The following is a 2,113-nucleotide window of genomic DNA, read 5'->3' on the forward strand; positions in this document are numbered from 1 at the left end:
CCAAATATAATTTTTTTAAAATTATAAATCAGAAGTGAGGAGATATTATTATGATTATAAAAAAACACCCATTTCGTACTCTAGCAAAAACAGCTGTTGCATTAACTATTATTATTCCTACATCCCAAGCCATTAGCCAACCGTTTGCGTATGCTCAAGAAAATATAACCAAATCTCAACAACAAGTAGCAACATTTTGGAATAAAAACAAAGATTATCCAGGTGAATCTTACGTTACATATGAAGGTAAGATTTATCATTCTTTATATTGGGTAAATGCAGGTACACTACCTACCCAACAATTTAGCGGTTGGGAATTATATACTGGTTCAGAATATATACCTGACAATAGCGATCCAAATGATTTATTTGGTGAAGGAATCACTTGGCCAACTCATGTTTTTGCACCATATGTAGATAACGGCATGAATCCTCAAAATCTATTAAAATATGCCCAAGAAACAAATACTAGTTTCTTCACGCTTTCCTTTATAGTGGCTGATAAAAATGGAAATCCAGTATGGGGAGGAAGTCATACCCCTATTGGAGATGGTAACTTAGATGATCAAATTAAACAAATTAGAAAAATAGGTGGAGATGTTAAAGTATCTTTTGGTGGAGCAAATGCCGGTAATATCCCTGGATTAGGTGCAGATCTTGCCGCAGCTATTACAGATGTAAATAAATTAAAAGATGCTTATAAAAGTGTAATTAACACATTACATTTAACACACATGGATTTTGATATTGAAGGAGTCTTAGTCGCTCACCCAGAATCTATCGAAAGAAGATCAAAAGCAATTGCGTTATTACAAAAGGAATTAAAAGCTGAAGGTAAAGATGTAAAAATTGGTTATACCTTACCAGTAATGCCTTATGGCCTAACTAATGATGGGATAAATGTGATTCAAAGCGCTATAAAACATGATGTAGATTTAAATTCTATTAATATTATGACTATGGATTACGGACAACAAAACCAACAAATGGGACAAGCTGCAATAGATGCTATTAATAGCTTGCATGGACAGTTAACTAATTTATATAAAGGTACTATTAAAGATTCTGACATTTGGAAAATGATTGCTGTTACACCTATGATAGGAAAAAATGATACTCAAAATGAAACTTTCACATTAAATAATGCAAAAGAATTGTTCCAATTTGCCAAAGAAAAAGGTATTGGGGAAATTAGTATGTGGTCAGTGTATCGTGATAAAAAGGCTACTGAAAGTTGGCAAATTGGTCAGGCAACTGGAGATGCTTCTGGATTACCCGATGTAGACGACGGTGCCTTTTCTAAACTATTTTCTGCTTTTAATAGTAGTACTGAAATTGACGTAATCGCTCCAACAGCTCCTTCTAACCTACGCTCTGTTAGTAAAACAACAACAACTGTTGAGCTACAGTGGGAGGCTTCCACAGATAATATTGGTGTGAAAGAATATGAAGTTTATCGTGATGGAAAAAAAGTAGGAACAACAAAAACAACACGTTATGAAGATGCGGGATTACAAGCCAATACAAAATATAATTATACAATTAAAGCTACAGATGCTGCAGGAAATAAGTCAAAAAGTAGCAATGAAGTTTCAGTTACAACAAAGGAAGAGAATCCAGAACAAACAGCTCCAACAGCTCCAACTGGATTACAAGCATCAGAAACTACTACAAACAGTGTTCATTTAATATGGGAAGAATCCATAAGTAATGTTGGTATAAAAGAGTATGAGATTTATCGTAACGGTACGAAAATAGCTACAAGTCCTTCAACTTACTATACAGATGAAAATTTACTGGCTAGTACTGAATATAGCTATATGGTAAAAGCTATAGATACTCAAGGAAAAGTTTCAGTTGCGAGTAATGAAATCAAAATCACAACAAAAGATACCCCCTCTTCTGAGTATAAGGCATGGGATTCGTATGCTGCATATAAAAAAGGAGATAGAGTAGAACATCAAGGTAAAATTTATGAAGCAGTTCAAAGTTATCAAGGATACGGTGATCCAAATTGGATTTTCTCATTAGCTTTATGGAAAGTAATTAAATAAACCGTAATACTATTAAATAAAAGACATCTTTCTTTTCAGATTGATGTCTTTTATGAATT

At 33.4% G+C, this 2,113-nt stretch carries 1 protein-coding gene; it reads left to right on the forward strand.

All coding sequences use genetic code 11. From position 1 onward, the window contains the following. Nucleotides 1-50: 50 nt before the first annotated feature. Nucleotides 51-2,054, forward strand: coding sequence for a fibronectin type III domain-containing protein (locus tag ACQGS6_RS27135; protein ID WP_086423715.1), 2,004 nt, complete (start codon nucleotides 51-53; stop codon nucleotides 2,052-2,054). Nucleotides 2,055-2,113 lie beyond the last annotated feature (59 nt).

The sequence above is a fragment of the Bacillus sp. GMs2/2 genome, assembly GCF_050172095.1.
GTDB classification, from domain to species: domain Bacteria; phylum Bacillota; class Bacilli; order Bacillales; family Bacillaceae_G; genus Bacillus_A; species Bacillus_A cereus.

Bases quoted from the DNA above. Each gene is read 5' to 3' on its own strand.
- ACQGS6_RS27135 (WP_086423715.1), top strand. From the start codon at position 51: ATGATTATAAAAAAACACCCATTTCGTACTCTAGCAAAAACAGCTGTT.